Below are 17,390 nucleotides of genomic sequence, written 5' to 3'. Positions count from 1 at the left end.
ATGGAGACACCTGTGAACCAGAGCGAACTGACGATTCGAACCGTGTTGGACGCGAACGAGCTCACCCCGATGGACGCGGCGGGCGTCCTCTGTTTCACGCTCGCGGTGGGGCTGACCAGCGGGCCGTGGGGCGTCGCCGCCGGCGTCCTCGTCCTCGTCGCGGCGGCGGCGACCGGGGGACCGCTCGCGTTCGTCGTCGCCCAACTGACCGCCGTCTCGCTGTTCGGAGACGCCGGCCTCGTCGCGGTCGGGGGCGCGCAGCTCGCCGCGTTCCCGCTCCTCGCGAGCGCCGCGTTCGCGTGGCCGCCGGACCGCGCTCGACTCGCCCGGCTGGCGGCGGGCTACGTCGTCGCCCTCGGGGTCGCGTGGGCGCTGTGGTCGACGCTTCGGTGGGCGTGGCAGGCCGCGGCGGTCGCCGCCGTCCTCGCCGCGGCGGTCGCCTACGGGCTCCACCGATACGAGCGCGTCGCCCTCGGTCTCGTTGACGCGCCGGAGGCGGAGCGATGAGCGCGGACGACCCCGACCGTCTCGACGAGGGGCTGGCGAACGGCGAGACCCACGCGGTCGTGTCGGCTGCGACCGAACGCGACGGCGACGCCGGCCGAACCGACACCGGCGACCCCGACGCCGACCGCGCCGAACTCGCCGGGCTCCGGCGCGAGAACGTCCGGCTCAGACAGCGCTACGAAGCGCTCCGAGAGGGGCAGTACCGGCGGACCGCGGTCGCGCTGGCCGCGCTCGGCGTCGCCGGACTGCTCGGCGGGGCGCTGTTTCCGCCCGTTCGCGAGACGCTCGTCGTCCTCGGGGCGATCGGGCTGTTCGCCGCCGCGGTGACCCGGTATCTCAGCCCCGAGCGGTTCATCCCCGTCGGCGTCGGCGCGTCGGTGTTCGGCGCGCACGCGGGCAACCACGCCGCCGTCGTCGACGAGCTCGGATTGCAGGACGCGACCGTCTACGTCCCCGACGCCGACCGCGACAGCGTCCGCCTGTTCGTCCCGGAGCACCGCGCCTACGCGCTTCCCGACGCCGAGGCGCTCCGGGACACCTTCGTCGTCACCGACGACGAACTGGCCCGCGGCGTCGCGTTCGACCCCAGCGGCGGCGGCCTGTTCGACGAGTTCGAGCGAAGTCTCGACGGTCCCCTCGGCGACGACCCCGAGACGCTGGCGCGACAGGCGACCGACGCGCTCGTGGAACTGTTCGAACTCGCCGGGGCCGCGACCGCCGAGACGGACGCCGCGGACGGTCGCCTGACGGTCCGCGTCGAGGACTGTCGGTTCGCCGCCGCCGAGACGTTCGACACGCCGGTCGCGTCGTTCGTCGCCGTGGTCGTCGCCCGCGGCCTCGACGCGCCGGTCGTCACAGAGGTCGCCGCCGGCGAGGAGATGGATTTCGCCGTCACCTGCCGGTGGGAGGTCGGAGGCGACGAAGAGACTGAGACCGAGCCGTCGGCGGACGCGGCGGACGGCACGACCGAAACGAGAAGAGAGACCGAGAACGCAGACCCCGACGAGCGCCGATAGGTCGCCGGCTCGCGCTCAGTCGTCGTCGCCCGCGACCGAGGTCGTCGTCGACTCGTCGAGACCGACTTCGGGCGTCGGAACGGTGTCGACGACCTCTTCGACGACGTCTCGGGGGTCGCGCCCGCTGATGTCCGCCTCGGTCCCGAGAACGAGGCGGTGCGACATGATGATGGGCGCGAGTCGCTTCACGTCGTCCGGAATCACGTAGTCGCGGCCGCGAATCGCCGCGGCGGCCTTCCCGGCCCGCAGGAAGGCCAGCGAGGCGCGGGGCGACGCGCCGAAATCGACCGCGGCGTGCGTCCGCGTCGCGCCGACGAGGTCGAGGATGTAGTCGAACACCTTGTCGTCGACGTGGACGCCCGTGACGACCTGCCGGGCCTTCCCGATGTCGGCGTCGTCGATGACGTTCGAGATGTCCGAGGGCTTGAGCGACGGCGAGCGGTCGAACCGTTCGAGAATCTCCCGCTCGTCGGCCCGTTCGGGGAGGTCGACGACGACCTTGAACTGGAAGCGGTCGCGCTGGGCCTCCGGGAGATTGAACGTCCCCTCGTACTCGATGGGGTTCTGCGTGGCGACGACCATGAACGGATAGGGGAGCTTGAGCGTCTCGCCCTCGATTGTCACCTGTCCCTCCTCCATCGCTTCGAGGAGCGCGGACTGCGTCTTCGGCGTCGCGCGGTTTATCTCGTCCGCGAGGACGACGTTCGAGAACACCGGCCCCCGCTGGAGTTCGAACTCGCCGAGGTTCTCGCGGTAGATGTGGGTGCCCGTGATGTCGGCAGGCAACACGTCGGGCGTCATCTGAATCCGCTGGTAGTCGAGGTTCGCGGCGTGGGCGAACAGGTTGGCAATCGTCGTCTTAGCCACGCCCGGAACCCCTTCGAGGAGGACGTGCCCGTTCGTCAGCAACGCGATGGTGAGCGCCTCAATCGCGTCTTCGTTCCCGACGAGGAGTTGCGACGTCTCGTCCAGGATGGCCTCGTAGACCTCTTCGGGAGCACTCATATGGCAACAGTCGGGACGGCGGCCACATATAACTGCGGTCTCCGCGACCCCGCGAGACGGACAGCGAGGCGACAGCGCCGGTCGAGCGTCGAGACGGCCTACGAGAGCCGTCCCTGTCGGGCGACCAACGCGACCGCACCGGCGGCGACGACGCCGAACAGGAGTTGCAGCGCGCCCGAGTCGCGGAGCGCCCGAAGCGCGACTTGCAGCGGCGGGCGCTCCTCGGCGTGCGAGAAGTCCAACACGACGGTCGCCCGGTCAGAGACGAGCGCCGTCGCGAACGCCCGGTTGTCCGGCCGGTCGAGCATCGCGTTGATGAACACGCTCGGGTCGCTCACGACGACCACGTCGCCCGCGCCGAGGCGCTCTCTGGTCACGACGGGGTGCGATTGGAGCGTCTCGTCGTCGTCGAGTTCGCCGTCGTCGTCGCGGTCGAGATACGAGAAGTTCGACGAGCGGACGAGGACGGTGCTTTCGTTCGCCGTCACCGTCGCCGGGTGGTTCAAGCTGAGTTGCGTCACGTTTCGGGTCAGCGGGTCCGCGGCGACACGCGTGGCGACCGGGAGCGCGCCCGATTTGTACTGGTGGCGGTCGTCGCGGAGCGGCGTCCGGTCGATGCGCGCCGACGCGCCCAGTCGGGCGAGCAGGTCGTTGCCGTGCGGCCTGAAGTCGTCGGCGACGACGACGGTCCCGCCGGCGCGGACGAACGCCTCGATGCGGGCGGCCTCGGCGTCGGTGTAGCCCCGCTCGGGCGAGATGACGAACGCGACGGAGCCCGCCGGGTCGACCGCGTCGTACTCGGTGGTGTTGTAGACGACCTCGGTCTCTGCGCCCGCGTCGGCCGCGACCCCGCGGACGCCGGAGCCGCCGTCCCACGCGGCGTTGAACGCGCCGTAGGTGGACGACGAGGTGCCCGCGCCGACGCCGACGCCGACGAGCATCGCGACGAGGAGCGCCGCGACCAACAGGTGCGGATAGCCGACCTCGCGGGAGCCGAGGCGCACTCAGAACACCCCCGGCGGGAGGATGTTGAGGATGCGTCTGACCACGATGTAGCCGAAGGCGACGAGGCCGCCGCCGATGAGCCACAGGAGCCGTCGTCGCCACGCGGGCGTCACCGCGACCGGCGCGGTGAGTTCGACGACGACGAGAAAGCCGATGAGCGACACGACGAACACCAACTCGTAGGAGAGCGAATCGAGGAGGGCCAAGACGAGGGTCGCGCCGAGCATCCAGGCGAGCTGGGCGCGGATGAATCGCTCGCGTCGTGCCGTTGCCATGTACGGTCGTGGACGGGGCGGGATAACTAAACTATCGCTTGCGGGGGTCGGGCGACGCCCGGATGGCCCCGCGATTACAGGTGGTCGAGCGGCCGGATGCCGGCTATCTGCCGGCTGACCGCGAGCGACGACACGAGGCTCATCACGAACGCGATGGCGAAGCCGCCGGCGAGCACCGCCCGCGGGAGGACGACCACGTCACCGAAGCCGACGAGGAGCTGTGCCAGTCGGTTCAGGCCGACCGCCGCCGGGAACGACAGCGCCACCCCGAGCAGACCGCCGAACGTGCCGAGGACGAGCGCCTGCGCGACGAGCGTCAGCGACAGCGTCGACGACGACGTACCCAGCGCCTTCAGCGCCGCGAGCTCCCGCTTTTGGTGGTAGACGTGCGACAGCAGGACGTTCACGCTGAGCGCCAGCCCCGCGAGGAGCGCGAGGAAGACGAGGCTCCCGCCGGCGGCCATCACGACCGCCTGGTCGCGCAGAATCTCCGTGAGCTGTTCTTGGTTCGTCCGCACGTCGTAGTCCGGATAGTCCGCTTGGATGTCGGCCGCGACCGCCTCGGGGTCGGCCCCGTCGGCGACGGTGAGCGTCATGAGCGTGGCCGTGTCCGCGCCGGTCGAGCCCGTCACCTCCTGAAGCTCGCTCAGGTGGACCACGACGCTCGGCGTGCCGAGGAACCGCGAGAACGTCGGCGAGACGCCGACGACGGTGAACTCGTTTTCGCGGGCGATGCCCGTGGTGCCGCCGACGTACAGCGAATCACCGACGGAGACGTTCATCATCTCGGCGGTCCGCTGGTCGATGACGACCTCGTGGGTCATCGGCCCGGTGTAGTTGCCGCCGGCGTAGTGGACGTCCGGTCGGCTGAAGCCCGAGCCGTTCGTAATCTGGACCGAGCCGCCGCGGGCGGGTGCGCCGACGCCGACGAGCGTCTCGTAGTCCGATTCGTTGGACCTGACGTACACCGTCTGGAACGACATCGGCGTGACGACTTTCACGTCCTCGCGGGCCTCCAGTTCGGCGTCTAACCCGTGGGCGTCGACGATGCTGTTTTCGAAGCCGCCGACGCCGGTCGGTGAGAACCGGACCGGGCCGCCGGTAATCCACACGTCGCGACCCGCCGCGTCGAACTGCTGTTGGCCCGTCTGTATCACGCCGATACCCGTCCCCGCCAAGAGCGTCGCCGCGAGGACCGCGAGCGTGATGCCGAGGACGGTCAGGACCGTCCGCCCGCGGGCGTGAGAGAGCTGTGAGACCGCGATGCCCGCAGACCCGCGGACCCGAGACAGTCGCGGGAACCGCGACGACTCCGGGGTCGTGGCTGCGTCCGAACCGCGGTTCGGGTCGGCGCCCTCAGTCATGCGACATCGCCTCCAGAGTGGGGGTCCGCCAGGTGAGCCACGCCGGATAAATCGAGGAGACGAGGCCGATGAGCGCCGCGACCGCGACGCTGTATCCGACGAGCACCGGGTCGAACAGCGCGACCTGCACGCCGAGGAGCTCCCGCGTAATCGCGTTCGTCAGGTGGATGCCGCCGATGCCGGCCACGACGCCGACGACGCCGCCGACGGTGGCGACGACCACCGTCTCGGCGACGACGAGCAACATCTGCGAACTCGTCCGGTAGCCCATCGCCGAGAGCACGGCGAGGTTGCGGCGGTCCGCGTTTACTTCGAGGCCCATCATCGTGGCGACGAACAGCACGCCGACGAGGACGGCGACGACGAGCGAGACGGCGGCCATCGCCAGCGGGAGGCTGGAGGTCGACGCGCCGCGGACGGCGAGGCCGGTCTGGGTGACGACCGAGGTCCGCGGGTAGAGCGCCTCGATGTCGGACCGCACGCCCGCCGAGTCGGTGCTGACGAGCAGTTGGTCCGCGAGGTCGCCCTCGGTCGAGCCGGTCATGGTTTGCAGTTCCGAGAGGTGGACGAGCGCGACCGGGACGGGGCCGACGCCCGACGACAGCGACCCCTCGCGGACGTCGGCGACGGTGAACTCGGCCCGCGAGCCGCCGACGCTCGCGGTCACCTCGTCGCCGGCCGAGACGCCGAGCAGCTCCGCGGCGGCGTCGTTGAGGACGAGTTCGCCGGTTCGGGGACCGTCGTAGCTCCCGTTCGCGTAGTGGGGGTCGCCCGGCGTGAGCGCCTCCGTCGAGACGCCGACGACCGAGGTCGGTTCCTCGGGCGGGATGATGCCCGCCGCGAGGACGTACTCGTCGGTCGAGCCGTCTTCGGGCGCGAGCGTCACCAACTGCGTCTGGACCGGCGTGGCGTAGTCCACCCGCTCGTCGCGTGAGAGCCGGTCGGTAATCGCGTGGGTGTCGCCGAGTTGCGGGCTGCCGACCGAGACGGCGACCGACGAGGCCGTGCTGGCCTCGGGGACGACCCAGTAGTCGACGCCCTCGCTCTGGATGGCGTTTTCCGCGCCGAGACCGAGGGCGATGCCGCTGACGGTCGTCATGAGCGTCACGGCGAGGGCGACGCCGATGACGCTCAGAAGCACCTGCTTCGAGGACGTGGTCCGCAGGCGACCGAGGACGCGCCGGCCCGCGAGGCCGACGACGCCGAACAGCCGGTGTCGCCTAGCCATCGCTCACCACGCGGCCGTCGCGGAGGCGGACGACGCGGTCGGCCCGCTCGATGACGTGTTCGTCGTGCGTGGCGACGACGACCGCCCGCTCCGTGGCGGTCTGTTCGATGTAGTCGAGGACGCGTTGGCCCGTCTCGGTGTCCAACTCGCCGGTCGGCTCGTCGGCGATGAGGACCGCGGGGTCGGAGACGAGCGCGCGGGCGATGGCGACGCGCTGTTGCTCGCCGCCGGAGAGTTCCCCCGGCTTGTGGCCGGCGCGGTCGCCGAGTCCCACCTGTTCGAGGAGGTCTTCGGCGCGGGCGCGGCGGTCGCGCTTCGACGCGCCGCGTTCGATGAGCGGGAGCGCGACGTTGCCGCGGGCCGAAAGCGAGGGCAGCAGGTGGAAATGCTGGAAGACGATGCCGATGGTGTCGCGGCGGAGTTTCGTCCGCCCGCGGTTCGACAGCGACCGAACGTCGGTGCCCGCGACCCGGATGTCGCCGCGGGTGGGCGTGTCGAGCGCGGCGAGGAGGTGCAACAGCGTGGACTTACCGCTCCCGCTCGGCCCGGCGATGGCGACGAACTCGCCCGTCGAGACCGAAAGCGAGACGCCGTCGAGCGCGCGGACCGTCGGGGCGTCGGACCCGCGGGAGAAAAACGAGTCGGAGCCGCGGGTGTACTCGCGGACGACCCGCTCGCAACGGAGCGTCGCCGCCGAGTCCGCCGCGGCGGGAGGGCGGTGTTCGGAGACCGAATCAGACATACTGCCACGTGGTCCCCGACGTGACATATACTTGGTGCGTGGAGTCGCGAGCGCCGAGAGTCCAGCGCGATTCGACGAACGTCCAGATTCGCGGGTCGTGCGGCCCCGCGCCGTCCACACGGTTGAATAGCCTCGGTGCCGTCCACCTCGGTAGTGTTCCCAATCGGCCACCTCGCGCTCGGATATCTCTCGGTCGCGCTCTTCCGGGTCGGCCGGCGTCGCCCGCTGCCGACCGGGTGGACGCTGGCCGCCGCGCTCGTCGGGTCGCAGTTGCCCGACCTCATCGACAAACCGCTCGCGTACTACGGCGTCCTCGTCAGCGGCCGCTCGCTCGGCCACTCGCTTCTCGTGATGCTGCCCGTGCTCGTCGTCCTCGTCGGCGTCGGCTATCGGCTGGGCTACGGCGAGCACGCGACCGCCCTCGTCGTCGCGACGCTCTCGCACTACCTCGGCGACACCTCCCGGGCGCTCCTCGCCGGCGACTGGGGTTCGATGCAGTTCCTCCTGTGGCCCCTGTTCCCGGCGACCGACTACGCCGCGGACTCGGTGCCGCCGTGGGTCCGCGTCCTCGAATCGCTCGGCGACCCGCGGTACAACTTCCAGTACGCCCTCGCCGCCGTCGCGTTCGGTATCTGGCTGGTCAACCGACTCGACAATCGGCGCGCGCGAGCGGAGCGCTGAGAGGCACAGAAAAACAGGGAGTGACGCGGGGGCGCGGGGGGCGCGTTAGCCGACGAGGCGGCGACCGACCGCGAAGACGACGAGCGCGCCGAACAGGACGTGGAGCGCCGTGTTCGGGACTTCCGAAGACGTCGTCGTCTGGGCCGTCGTCGTGGACTCGTTGGGCGTCACGACGTTATCGGTCGTCGTGGTCGCCGTCGGCTCGGTGGCGTCGGTCGTCTCGGTCGACTCGGTGGTCGACCGCTCGTCGTCGTCGGTCGTCGCCGCGGTGTCGGTCGTCGATGTCGACGTGTCGTCGGACTCCGTGGTGGTCGTCTCAGTGGCGTCGTCCGCGGCGCCACCGCCGCCACCGCCAGCACCGCCGGAGCCCTCGTCGGGCGTCGACGTGTCGCTCTGTTCGACCACCTCGACCGTCGAGGCGTCGCTCACGCCGATGAGTTCGTTCTCGCCGAGGGCCTGGTCGTCGCCGCGGACGACCGCGTACAGCGAGTAGTCGCCGGCGTCCACGTCGTCGGTGGAGACGGACGCCGAGTAGTGCGTGTCGTTGACCGCCGAGGCGTCGACGCGGAGGTTCTCGGAGTCGTCCGCGAGGACGACCTCGACGGCCTCGATGGACTCATCCGACTCGACCTCGTCGAGTTCGACGGTCACGTCGAGGTCGTCCGACTGCTCGACGCTCTCGGCGGCCTGCGTCGAGACCGCGTAGGCGCGAATCACGAGCGGTTCGCCGGCGTAGACCTCTTCTGTCGACTGGTTGCCGGCGACGACGGCGTAGGTTCCGGGCTCGAGTCCACCGGTTCCGAACTCGCGGCTCGCGTCGCCGGTGGCGTCGGCGGTCCGCCGGAATCGCTGTTCGGAGTCGAGAATCGTGATTGTGTAGTCGCTGTCGCTCGGCGCGTCCACGGAGACCGAGACGGTGTCGCCGGCGTCGGCGCGGCCGACTTGGGTGACGGTGAACTCGCCTTGCGAGGTCGAGACGGTTCTGTCGACGGTGTCGATCGAGCCGTCGATGTCGATGTCGTAGTCGTGGGTCGTCCCCACGGCGGGGGGCGCGACGGCCGCGAGGAGCATCGCGGCAACCACGAGAACGGGAATCGAGACGCGGGGTCGTAACATCATCGTTCGTTTTGCTCACCGGTGGTAAAAGCTTGTAGGCAGTCGAGCCGGCCGCGGGCGTCGCTGGACCGGTCGAAGAAATGAGAGAAAAAAGGGACGAACCGCGCGGTGCGGTCGTTAGTCGTTCCGACGGACGGCGAGGAGCGCGGCCGCGAGGAGCGCGACCACGGCGAGCGCCGCGCCGAATCCGGGAACGGGGGAGTCGGTCGTGTCGCTCGCTGCCGTCGACGTTTCGTCGTCGAAGCCGGCAGTGCCAGTCGTCGTGTCGGTGCCGTCGTCCGGCGTCGTCGTCGTCGTCGTGCCGTCGTCGTCGTCCGGCGTCGTCGTCGTGACGGCCTGCCTCGACGTCACGGCGAAGTACGAGAAGCCGGGCGTGTCGGCCTCGAGGACGACCGCGCCGTTACCGCTGTCGACGACGCTGGTTTCGAGGTCTTCCCACGAACCGGCGTCCTCGTTGAACCGCCGGACCACGAGGTCGGACGATTCGATGCCGAGTTCGTCGAGCCGGCTCTGTTTGACGGTGAACCGGAGGGTCGACGCGCGGTCGCGCGCGCTGTCGGGCACGTCAATCCGCACGTAGCTGACGGCCGTGCCATCGGGCTGTCCCACGCTGCCGGGGACTCCCGACCGTTCGCTGACGACGACCTCGCCGGTCGTCTGCTCGCTGAACGTGATGCTCACCGCGGAGACGCCCTGTCCGCCGTCGAACTGGGCGTCGAAGCCGCGTGCCGAGAACAGCCGGTCGCTGTCGGTCGTGTCGTCGTGGGGGAGGCTGCTCCCGCCGGCACCGCCGCCGCCGCCACCGACGTTCGGTTCCTCGACGGTGATGCTGCCGACCGTGACGTTGTCGACCTGGAGGTCGTACGTGCCGGCGTCGTCGATAGAGACGGTGTACGTCAGCGTGCCGGAGGAACCGGGGCCGACGGTGACGCTCTCCGTGGCCAGCGTCGTGCCGTCAGCCGTGAGCGCTTTGGTGTACGTCCCCTCCGCGGTTCCGGTGTTGTTCACGCGCACCGAGACCGTGAACGTCTCTTCGGTGTCCACGGTCGACTGCGAGATGGAACTCGCGCCCGCGTCGATGCTGAACGCCGGGAGACGCGCCGAGACGCTGACCGTCTCGATGGTCTCGCCGCCGAACGCGTAGACGTAGTCGCCGGTTCCCGGCGGCGTGTCGGTGAAGGTGAACGTCCGCTGTGCGCCGGACGCGAGCGAGGTCGAGACGTTCCCGACCGTCGTCCCGTTCCGGGTCACGTCGCCGGAGATGTTGCCGCTCGCGCCGCCGAGGTTACCGAGTTTGACCGTGACGGTCGTCTCCTCGTCTTCGAGGAGCGTCGACGGGCTGGCCGACGAGTCGCTGAGCAGTTGGATGTCGGCGGTCGGCGAACTCACGTCGAGCGCGTTCTCCGTGGTCGTTTCGTCGACCGCGATGGAGTAGGTGCCCGCGCTCGTCGGCTCGATGACGAGGCTCACGGACTGGTTCTCACCAGTGTCGAGGGTCACGGACTTCGTGACGCCGAAGTCGGTGGTGCCCGCCTGACTGGTGCCGGTGACGCCGATGTCGAGCGACCCGGTCTCGTCACCGAAGTTCTCGACCTGCGCGGTCACCTCGACTTGGTCGCCGGTCTGCACGCTGGTCGCGTTGAGGTCCGCGGCGGTCACGGCGATGTCCGGACCCTGATTGACCGAGAACGTGGTGTCGTTCGTGGTCGTGTCACCGTTGTTGTTCGTGACGCGCACGCTGAGTAGGTGTTCGCCCGAGTCGATTTCGGACGAGTTGAGGTCGAGCGTCGCGCCGGGGTTCGAGAACACCGTCGCGTCGTCGGTCACGTCCTCACCGTCGAGCAGCAGCGTCACCGCGGAGGCGTCGATGCCGCTCTCGGGGTCGGAGTAGTTCACTTCGACCGAGACGTTAGCGTCGCTCTCGAAGGTGGCGTTCTGGGAACTGACCCGCGTGACGTTCGGTGCCGTCAGGTCGGGCGCGACGGTGAAGTTCACCGTCGAGACGTTCTCGTTCCCGCTCTCGTCGGCCGCCGAGACGGACACCGTGTGGCTGGTGCCCGGTTCGAGACCGGTCTCGTTGAGCCGGATGTTCGAGAGGTCGTCGAGGGCCGCCTCGCTCGTGACGTCGGTCCCGTCGAAGGTGACGGTCACGGAGCTGAGGTTGACGCCGCTTTCGGCGTCGTCGACGCTCGCGGTCACGTTGACCGAACTCGTCGTGTTCGAGAGTTCCTCGTCCTCGACGGGGCTCGAAATCTCGACCGTCGGCTCGGCGTCGTCAGCGGCGATGCTGAAGTTCGTCGTGTCCTCGACGCTGTTACCGGCGTTGTCGAGCACGCGAACGGTGAGGTTGTGCGTCTCGTTTCCGTCCACGGAGACGGTCGTGTTGAACCCGGTCGCGTCGGGCGCGGCCGAGGCCGAGATGTCCTGTCCGTCGTACAGGACGGTGACGTTCTCCGCGTCGACGCCGGTGTCGTTCACCGCGTCACTCGCTTCCTCGTAGGTCGCGTTGAGTTCCACCGTGTCGGTGCCGAACGGGAAGGTCGTGCCGTTGGTCGGGCCGAGCGCGGTGATCGTCGGCGGTTCGCGGTCGTCCTGCACGGTGAAGTTGACCTGTTCGGTCGCCGTGTTGGCGGTCAGGTTCGTGTCGGACGCCTCGATGGTGACGGTGTAGTCCGCCGGCGAGAGACCGGACGCGGTGTAGTTGACCGACTCGTTCGTGACCGTCGCGTTGTCGGTCACGTCCACGTTACTGACCGGTCCGTCGCTGTCGAGCGTCACCGACACCGAGGAGGTGTTGACCTCCACGTTGTCGGAGAGCGTCGCGTTCACCGAGACCGTGTCGTTGACCTCGGAGAACTCGGCGCCTTCCGTCGGGTCGTCGTAGCTGATGGTCGGCGCTTCCGTGTCGTTTTCGACCGCGCCGTAGGTCGACAGACCGGTTCGGGTCGCGGTGTAGTAGTTACCGGACAGGCCGAACGGGTCGGTCTGGAGCGTCGTCGGCAGCACCTGCGTGCCGCCGCGCTCGATGTAGACGATGTTGAAGCCGTTTCCGGAGGTGTCGAGGTCTTCGTTGAAGCCGTAGGTGACGCTCTCGATTTGGTCCTCGGTGAGTCCGGCGTTGGCTTCGAGGTACTTCGTCGCCGCCGTGCCCTGCGAGAGCGCGTTCGGCGGGACGTTCGTGTCGGTCAGCGTGATGACGGTCTGCCCAGCGGGCAGGTCGGCGTCGTCGCTGGCGTTAATGCGGATGAACGTGTCGCCGCTCGCGCTCACGAGCAGCACCGACGACTGCTCCGAGAAGTTGTTGCTCGTGACGGTCGCGGTACTGGAGTCGCTCGCCGTGTTTCCGGCGCGGTCGGTCCCCGTCACGTCGAGTGCGTACTCGCCGGACTCGGTCGTGTCGAGTTCGGCGGTCCACGTCGTCGAGTCCTGTTCCGTGAGGTTCAGCGACTCGACGTTACTGTTCGGGTCGGTGAGTTCCGCGTCGGGGGTGCCGGCGAGCGGTTCCGTGCTGGCGACGCTGACCGAGAGGGTGCCGGACTCGGTCGTGTTGAGCGTCGCGGTGAGTCCGGGGTCGGTCGTGTCGACCACGACGGGGTCGGCCCGTTCCACGGTGACCTGGTTGTTACCGAGGTCGGTGGCGGTCGCCGTCATCGTGTAGTTCCCGTCGGGGAGCGCCGACGCCACGTCGAGCGTGTGGTTGCCCGTCCCGTTGTCGGGCGTCCGTTCGAACGTCGCCGTCACGCCCGAGTCGGACTCGAACGCGTATTCGACGGTGACGCTCTCCGAGGTGCTGTACGCGACATCGACGCTGCCGTTCGTGTAGACGGGGTCCGTCGTTCCGTCGACGGCCGACACGTCGTAGGTCGGCTCATCGTTGTCCACGCAGACCGTGGCGTTGGCGACGCCGGTGTTACCGCCGGCGTCCGTGCTCACGAGCGTGAGGTTGTAGGAACAGCTGTCGACGAGACTGCTGTCGTCGCTCGTGCCGTCCCACTCGATTTCGAACTCGCCGGTCGAACTGGCGAGGGAGGTCACGTCGCGCGTGTACACCGCCTCGTCGTCCGAGTCACGGACGACGAACGCCGCGGATTCGAGGTTGTCGTCGGCGCTGTCGAGCGTTATGTCGACGGGGTTGTTCGCGCTCACGTCCTCGCGGTCCTCGTCGTAGTCGGGGTCGAGCGTGAGACTCGCGGTCGGCGCGGTCTCGTCGTACTCGAACTCGAACAGCCGCGAGGTGGCGTGGCCGGCCTCGTCGACGACGGTCAGTCTCGCGGTCGTCGGCCCCTCGTCGAGCGAGACGCCGAGTTCGGAGACGTTGATTTCGAGCGTCGAGTTGTCGTTCGTCGTCGCGCCCGAGAGGTCGACGGCCGTGCCGTTGACCACGAGCGTCGTCGCGCTGGCGTTGATGCCTGACTCCGCGTCGCCGTTGCGGTCGTCCGCGAAGGACGCCGAGATAGTGCTCGACGGCCCGACGACGTCGGTCGGTTCGACGCTCGTGACGCGCGGCGAGGAGACGAAGTCGAAGCTGAACGTCCGGGTAATCGTGTTCCCGGCCGTGTCGGTCGCGTTGACCGTCAGCGTCGTCTCTCCCTCGTCGAGGTCGCCGGTCGGGACGGTCGCACTCCCGTTGGCGTCGAGCGAGAGCGGCTGCGAGCCGTTACCGAAGCTGTACGTCGCGCGCCTGATGTCCGACTCGTCGCTCACGTTGAGCGTGATGGGCGTGCCGAAGGGAACCGCGCCCTGTGCGGGTTCCGGAAGCCGGACGGTCGGCGGAAGCCGGTCGCGCCGCGTGACCGTCAGCGTCGAATCCGCTTCGACGCCGTTGACGGCGACGGTGAAGTTTCCGACGTCGTCGGCACCGAGCGCGGTCGGCGCGAGCGTGGTCACGTTTCTCGTGACCGTGGAATCAGCGCCCACGACGACGGTTCGGGTGGTGTTGGAGACCTCCGTGCCCGAGTCGTCGGTCGTCGTGTACGTGAGCCGGACCAGGTCGGAGCGACCGCCGGTGTTCTCGACGGTCGCCGAAGTGGTGTAGCGCTCGGTCGTGTTGACGCTCGTCGGCTCGACGGTGACGTCGGTCACGGTCGAGTTCGCCGGCGCGATGACGCGGACGGTCCGCGAGACGAGTTCGGCGTCGTCGGTCGAGAGCTCGTCGATGGAGACGTTGTAGGTGCCGGGGTCCTCGAACGAGGTGGTGAAGCTCACCTCGGTCGACTCGTTGGGCTGGAGCTCGCCGGTGTCGGAGGACGGCTGCGGCTCGCCATCGACGGTGAGCGCCGCCTCGTAGCTCCCGTTGACTTCACCGACGTTCTCGACGGTCGCGTTCGCGACTACGTCGGTTCCGGGAACGACCTGTTTCGGTTCGATGGTGAGGTTGCTGTACTCGAAGGTCGCCGGCTCGAACACGTCGAGCGCGAGCGCGTCGCCGGCGAACGCCTCGCCGTTCGTCGCGTTCTTCGAGACGGTGGCGTTGTACTCGCCCGCCGTCGGGACGGTGACGACCGCGACGCCGTTGGCGTTCGTCTGGACGGTCGTTCCGCCGACGGTGACCTCGGCGTTCTCGACGGCCGCGCCGGTGTCTTCGCGCGTGACGGCGAACTCCACGTCCTCACCCGCGACGGGCGTGGTCGTGTTCGCCGTCAGGTTCAGTTGGACGCTCTGGGCGACTTGCAGCGGCGCGCGGTTCGTCACCGACTCGGTGCCCGACTGGTTCGTCGCGACGTGCATCACGACGTAGTCACCGGGCGTGGCGTCGTCGGCGATGGGGACCTCGACGGTCGTCTGGTTCCCCGCGACCTCGGTGACGGCCGAACCGTAGACGGTCGCGCCCGGGGAGACGACGGTCACGTCGTCGAACCGGGACGTGCTGTCGTTGAGCTGGTCGAAAATCGAAACGGCCGTCTCGCTGCCGACGAACGAGCGCGAACCGGGCGTGACGCCCATGATGTTCGCGTTCGACGGCATCCGACTGGTCCCGTTGACCCGCGCGATTTCGGTTTCGAGCGAGATGCTCGACCGGTCGGTCGCGTTGATGGTCTGGTCGTAGTTCGAGAGGTCGGACTCGTTGAAGATTGCGACGGTGTGGCTGACCTCGATCGCGTCGAGCGACGAGGCGTCCACCGTAACCGTCACGTTCTGGCCGTTGCCCGCGAGCGACGGCGCGCTCACCGACGACGACCCCTGCTGAACGGGCAGGGCGTCGACGCCGACGAACGTGACGTTGCCGTCGGTTTCGAGGTTCCCGTCGCCGTTGGCGTCCGAAAAGCCGGTGCCGTCGTCGACGGTGACGACCGCGAACATCCACATGCCTGACTCGTCGGGCGTGAACGCGAACGAGTTGTCGTCCGACGTGCCCTGCGCCGAGCCGACGACCGAGGAACTCACGTCGTCGTCGCTCGTGAGCGTCTGGGCGATGCCGGGGACGCTCCGGGGAATCGTCGCGCCCTTATCGAGCTTTGCCGCGACGAGTTGGACGTCCTGGCCCTCGATGGCTCGGGGCGCACCGGCGCTCGAACCGGAGAACGTGAACGGGACCTCCTGTCCGACGTTGTACACGTACATCGGATTCTTTTCGAGGGACCGCTCCCTCCCGTCTACCCGCACGTACGTGTTGGTCGACTGGACCTGATACGCCGCGGCCGAGTCGAGCCGCGAGTCGGTGTCGTCAGGCCGGAGCGACAGGAACGCGCCGTCCCAGACGCTAATGTTCTCCGACGCCCGGGTCAGTTGGTCGTCGTCGACCGTGTCGAGTTGGTTAGCGGGCGGTCCACCCAGTTGTGCCTCACCTGTGGCGGTCCCGGCGCTCGCAGAGACTGGCCCTGCGATAACCGAGAATACCACGATGAGAGTGAGTGCAAGACTCAACCCTTGTCGGGAGAGCCTGCGGTAGCGACTCATATCTCACCCAACAGATAGAAACGGCATAATACTTTTGAATGTGAAAATTTCTGAAAGGTCGATGCCTGCTCTCGGGCGGACCTCACGCCGTTGAAATCAACCCCCGTCGTCGCAAGCGACACGGCGCGGTCGCCGCCGACGTGCGAATATCCATAATATATGTTATGATATCGGCGGTGTCGACTTGGCTCCCGCGTAAGCGAGGGGCGTTGGGAGGCGACCGCGGGTGGCGGTTGCGAGGCGACCGCGGTGGACGGAACGCGAGTGACCGACAGAGATGTAACAGACGTATCTTCATCACACTCTGGGACAACCGACAACGGTTTGGCGCGTTCGACCTCGGCCGAGAACACGCGTGTCGGACGTTCTCGAACGCGATGAAACTCGCGATCACGACCACCCGACCGTGTGAGACCCGTTCGGCCGCCGCTCTCGTCCACTTGGGGGGAACGATTATCATCGTGGTCGTTGGAGTTGTAGTCGAAACTCGATAGGATATCTCAAGGGGTGGGTGAGATACTGCTCAGAGCCGCCACAAAGGGTGGGTAATCAGAATGGTTAACAAGCGATACGAAGCAGGAGAGAACGTACCGACGGATATCTGCTCGGTTCCCGCTGCCGAGGATGTGCTGACGTTCGCCGTGCCGGTCGAGGTGTACCACGGCTACGGCAGCGCGAAGCACGTCTATCCGACAGAACAGATCGAACGCGTCTCGGACCTATTCGTCACGGACGGTGAACCCGCCGAGATGACCGTCGCGGACGAGGTCCGACTCTACACGATTCCGCACGACGCCCTCCGCTGAGCCCGACGTCGCATTCGCGGGTCGCGTGCGACACGAACTGTCCGCAAGCTGATGGTCGACTATCAGGCCGCGCGCACGACGACGTACCAGGGAGACGACTAGACAGTTGACGGGGAGTTCACCCGGCGACGCGTCGGTGAACGCGCGGGTTCTCGCCCGGGCCGGGAGCGTCGGCTGTCGAGTTCGTCGCCCCCGAGGCGGGCGAAGAGACACACCACGGGCGTCGGCCAGCGGTCGGCGGCTCGCGGTTCGGTTCCGACGCAGTGACTCGACGCACGCGGGTCAACGCGCCGCCGAACGTATCAACTACTCATATAGTTCTGACGGTTGAGTAATAGTTATGACGGTGCTCGTTGGACATATGGCTGAAACTTGAGCAGTGTGTTCCCGAAGAGTGGGCGGGGAGAAACACGGTTCAAGGTAATGAAAAATAGTGTGGGTTGTCAACGGATGGTCAAAGAGATATACGATGCAGGGGATACGGTACCATCAACTATCTGTACAGTTGTCGATGAGGACGACGAGCTGACGTTCGGTGCGACAGTCGAAGTCGACGAGGGAGAGATTGCGTTCGCCGTGCCGGTCGAGGTGTACCACGGCTACGGCAGCGCGAAGCATATCTATCCCATCGAGCAAGTCGACTCGGTTTCGGACCTGTTCGTAACGGAGAGTCACTTCGAGGAGGTGTCGATAGCGGACAACGTTCAGCTCTACACGATGCCGCACGAGGCGCTCCGGTGAGCGCGCG

13 protein-coding genes are annotated in these 17,390 nt (G+C 68.2%); 5 read left to right on the top strand and 8 right to left on the bottom strand.

The features are described 5' to 3' along the window. Window positions 1–12: 12 nt before the first annotated feature. Complete coding sequence (locus tag E4P24_RS11245) at window positions 13–507, top strand: hypothetical protein (RefSeq protein WP_004062721.1); 495 nt, start codon at window positions 13–15, stop codon at window positions 505–507. Continuing rightward, window positions 504–1,523: a hypothetical protein gene (locus E4P24_RS11240; RefSeq protein ID WP_115803054.1), complete on the top strand. Its 1,020-nt coding sequence runs from the start codon at window positions 504–506 to the stop codon at window positions 1,521–1,523. The genes E4P24_RS11245 and E4P24_RS11240 overlap by 4 nt, the downstream gene beginning before the upstream one ends. Window positions 1,524–1,538: 15 nt before the next feature. On the opposite strand, the gene E4P24_RS11235 is transcribed toward E4P24_RS11240, so the two are convergent. From E4P24_RS11235 to E4P24_RS11210, 6 genes are all read right to left on the bottom strand, one after another. Next, complete coding sequence (locus E4P24_RS11235; protein WP_004062724.1) at window positions 1,539–2,528, bottom strand: MoxR family ATPase; 990 nt, start codon at window positions 2,526–2,528, stop codon at window positions 1,539–1,541. A 98-nt stretch (window positions 2,529–2,626) separates the two neighbouring features. Next, entirely contained in the window at window positions 2,627–3,532 is a 906-nt protein-coding gene (locus E4P24_RS11230; RefSeq protein ID WP_006601261.1) for a DUF4350 domain-containing protein, read from the bottom strand. Continuing rightward, window positions 3,533–3,808 (bottom strand): hypothetical protein, encoded by a 276-nt coding sequence (locus E4P24_RS11225; protein WP_115803055.1) that lies wholly within the window; start codon window positions 3,806–3,808, stop codon window positions 3,533–3,535. A gap of 74 nt (window positions 3,809–3,882) precedes the next feature. Further along, on the bottom strand, window positions 3,883–5,172 hold the full coding sequence (locus E4P24_RS11220; protein ID WP_188148494.1) for an ABC transporter permease: 1,290 nt from the start codon (window positions 5,170–5,172) through the stop codon (window positions 3,883–3,885). Continuing rightward, on the bottom strand, window positions 5,165–6,400 hold the full coding sequence (locus tag E4P24_RS11215) for an FtsX-like permease family protein (RefSeq protein WP_004062727.1): 1,236 nt from the start codon (window positions 6,398–6,400) through the stop codon (window positions 5,165–5,167). The genes E4P24_RS11220 and E4P24_RS11215 overlap by 8 nt, the downstream gene beginning before the upstream one ends. Further along, window positions 6,393–7,142 carry an ABC transporter ATP-binding protein gene (locus E4P24_RS11210; protein ID WP_004042048.1) on the bottom strand — a complete coding sequence of 250 codons (750 nt, stop codon included), beginning with the start codon at window positions 7,140–7,142 and terminating at the stop codon, window positions 6,393–6,395. Before E4P24_RS11210 ends, E4P24_RS11215 begins: the two co-directional genes overlap by 8 nt. Before the next feature lie 153 nt (window positions 7,143–7,295). Here E4P24_RS11210 and E4P24_RS11205 point away from each other — a divergent pair, with 153 nt between their 5' ends. Continuing rightward, complete coding sequence (locus E4P24_RS11205; protein ID WP_004042046.1) at window positions 7,296–7,823, top strand: metal-dependent hydrolase; 528 nt, start codon at window positions 7,296–7,298, stop codon at window positions 7,821–7,823. Window positions 7,824–7,868: 45 nt separating this feature from the next. On the opposite strand, the gene E4P24_RS11200 is transcribed toward E4P24_RS11205, so the two are convergent. Together E4P24_RS11200 and E4P24_RS11195 are read right to left on the bottom strand one after the other, a co-directional pair. Then, window positions 7,869–8,942, bottom strand: a complete 1,074-nt coding sequence (locus E4P24_RS11200) for a cell surface protein (protein WP_115860984.1) — start codon at window positions 8,940–8,942, stop codon at window positions 7,869–7,871. Window positions 8,943–9,056: 114 nt separating this feature from the next. Then, window positions 9,057–15,779, bottom strand: coding sequence for a PGF-pre-PGF domain-containing protein (locus E4P24_RS11195; protein WP_188148674.1), 6,723 nt, complete (start codon window positions 15,777–15,779; stop codon window positions 9,057–9,059). 611 nt (window positions 15,780–16,390) lie between these two features. Between E4P24_RS11195 and E4P24_RS11190 the strand changes: the two genes are divergently transcribed. Next, window positions 16,391–16,642 carry a hypothetical protein gene (locus E4P24_RS11190; RefSeq protein ID WP_049896263.1) on the top strand — a complete coding sequence of 84 codons (252 nt, stop codon included), beginning with the start codon at window positions 16,391–16,393 and terminating at the stop codon, window positions 16,640–16,642. A 450-nt stretch (window positions 16,643–17,092) separates the two neighbouring features. After that, window positions 17,093–17,383 (top strand): hypothetical protein, encoded by a 291-nt coding sequence (locus E4P24_RS11185; protein ID WP_006601256.1) that lies wholly within the window; start codon window positions 17,093–17,095, stop codon window positions 17,381–17,383. Window positions 17,384–17,390: the final 7 nt, after the last annotated feature.

Source organism: Haloferax sp. AS1 (assembly GCF_014530665.1).
Classification (GTDB): domain Archaea; phylum Halobacteriota; class Halobacteria; order Halobacteriales; family Haloferacaceae; genus Haloferax; species Haloferax volcanii.
Note: the sequence above shows the minus strand (reverse complement) of the source record. Positions and strands in the feature narration are given on the sequence as shown.

Coding starts and splice junctions, on each gene's coding strand:
- E4P24_RS11240 (WP_115803054.1), top strand. CDS start 504: ATGAGCGCGGACGACCCCGACCGTCTCGACGAGGGGCTGGCGAACGGC.
- E4P24_RS11235 (WP_004062724.1), bottom strand. CDS start 2,528: ATGAGTGCTCCCGAAGAGGTCTACGAGGCCATCCTGGACGAGACGTCG.
- E4P24_RS11225 (WP_115803055.1), bottom strand. CDS start 3,808: ATGGCAACGGCACGACGCGAGCGATTCATCCGCGCCCAGCTCGCCTGG.
- E4P24_RS11220 (WP_188148494.1), bottom strand. CDS start 5,172: ATGACTGAGGGCGCCGACCCGAACCGCGGTTCGGACGCAGCCACGACC.
- E4P24_RS11215 (WP_004062727.1), bottom strand. CDS start 6,400: ATGGCTAGGCGACACCGGCTGTTCGGCGTCGTCGGCCTCGCGGGCCGG.
- E4P24_RS11210 (WP_004042048.1), bottom strand. CDS start 7,142: ATGTCTGATTCGGTCTCCGAACACCGCCCTCCCGCCGCGGCGGACTCG.
- E4P24_RS11200 (WP_115860984.1), bottom strand. CDS start 8,942: ATGATGTTACGACCCCGCGTCTCGATTCCCGTTCTCGTGGTTGCCGCG.
- E4P24_RS11190 (WP_049896263.1), top strand. CDS start 16,391: ATGGTTAACAAGCGATACGAAGCAGGAGAGAACGTACCGACGGATATC.
- E4P24_RS11185 (WP_006601256.1), top strand. CDS start 17,093: ATGGTCAAAGAGATATACGATGCAGGGGATACGGTACCATCAACTATC.